This window comes from Vibrio sp. 1151_11 (assembly GCF_029478525.1).
GTDB lineage: Bacteria > Pseudomonadota > Gammaproteobacteria > Enterobacterales > Vibrionaceae > Vibrio > Vibrio anguillarum.
This window is the reverse complement of record NZ_SHMN01000085.1, coordinates 1-1,224: the sequence shown is the minus strand read 5'-3', so window position 1 is coordinate 1,224 and position 1,224 is coordinate 1. Positions and strand designations below refer to the sequence as shown.

Annotated in this window: 2 protein-coding genes; both read left to right on the top strand. The window is 38.9% G+C overall.

Features of this window, described 5'->3' with window-relative positions; all coding sequences use genetic code 11:
- Positions 1 to 246: 246 nt before the first annotated feature.
- On the top strand, positions 247 to 480 hold the full coding sequence (locus EXZ60_RS18875; protein WP_138041623.1) for a hypothetical protein: 234 nt from the start codon (positions 247 to 249) through the stop codon (positions 478 to 480).
- Positions 481 to 506: 26 nt separating this feature from the next.
- Positions 507 to 971 (top strand): dCMP deaminase family protein, encoded by a 465-nt coding sequence (locus tag EXZ60_RS18870; RefSeq protein WP_202933913.1) that lies wholly within the window; start codon positions 507 to 509, stop codon positions 969 to 971.
- Positions 972 to 1,224: the final 253 nt, after the last annotated feature.

Here is a 1,224-nt window from a genome sequence, read left to right as displayed (position 1 = left end):
GAGATTTTGGTTTATAAATGAATCGGTTAGTTTGTTTCAAGTTTACAAAAAAGCTCGTTCTTTGGTTGTGAAAGTGTCGGTGTCAATTGGTTGGCCTAACAAACGGCTCAAGAGGGATTGCCAACGCGTGGCGGCTTTAGTACAAAATTGAAGTTAAGTGTTTACAGTGTGTTTTTTGAGTTCGGCGGTGCGTTGTCAACCCCTTAGCCGGGCGTTAGAAAATTAATCCAACCTGTAGAGATATTTATGAGAACAAAAGTAAAACTGAAAGACGGTGAATCGTTAAACCTAGTAGGTCATCGGACAAAAGGCACAATGGCTGAAATGGATATTTACGATTATGTCGTGATGGATTCTTTTGGCGTTATTGTTGGAAAAGTAGAGTATACAGATCATACAGCTATTCGAGGTTTTCATCGAACTCAGAGGCTGAAGCAAGTTGATAATTTAGGCAATGTAATCATCGAAGAGACTTGGTGATTTTGTAAAATAAAAAGGTATTAATTATGAAATTTTTGATTGAATCAAAACCAATGGATAAGTGGGATACTAGATTTTGTAAATTGGCAAAACATGTTTCCAAATGGTCTAAAGATCCTAATGCACAGGTTGGTGCCGCACTCTTTTCTAAAAAGGGTGGGGATATATCGATTGGGTATAATGGTTTCCCCATGGGAGTTGAGGACTCAGCTGAACGGTTAAATAATGCGGATGTTAAGTTGGAACTTGTTGTACATGCGGAAGTAAATGCAATTATAGCAGCAGGTTCACGTTCATTCGGTTCAACTCTTTATGTTTGGGGTAAACCAATTTGTTCTAGGTGTGCTGGACCAATTATCCAAGCAGGTGTTAAGCGAGTTGTTGCTTTAAAACCAGGAGATAGTGATTCAAAATGGGATATAAGTGGTAAAACTGCGTATGATATGTTTGTAGAGGCTGGTATAACAGTTGATTTTTACTCAGTTGTTTAGAGTGAAAAATTTTCTAACAAACGCTTCAAGAGGGACAGCCAACGCGTGGCATTTTTACTATGCGTTGGTTTCGGTGATTACGGTGTTATGCGGTAAGTTGGTAGTAGCGTTGTCTGCCCCTTAAGCGGGCGTTAGGCAAAGTGAGTTTTTATCAACTAAATCGGGTTTGAATTGAACTGTGAATTCTATGTTCTCATGGCTGGACTTAAGCAATAAATCGTCATCACATATTTGTTGTTTCTTGATCGCGTTG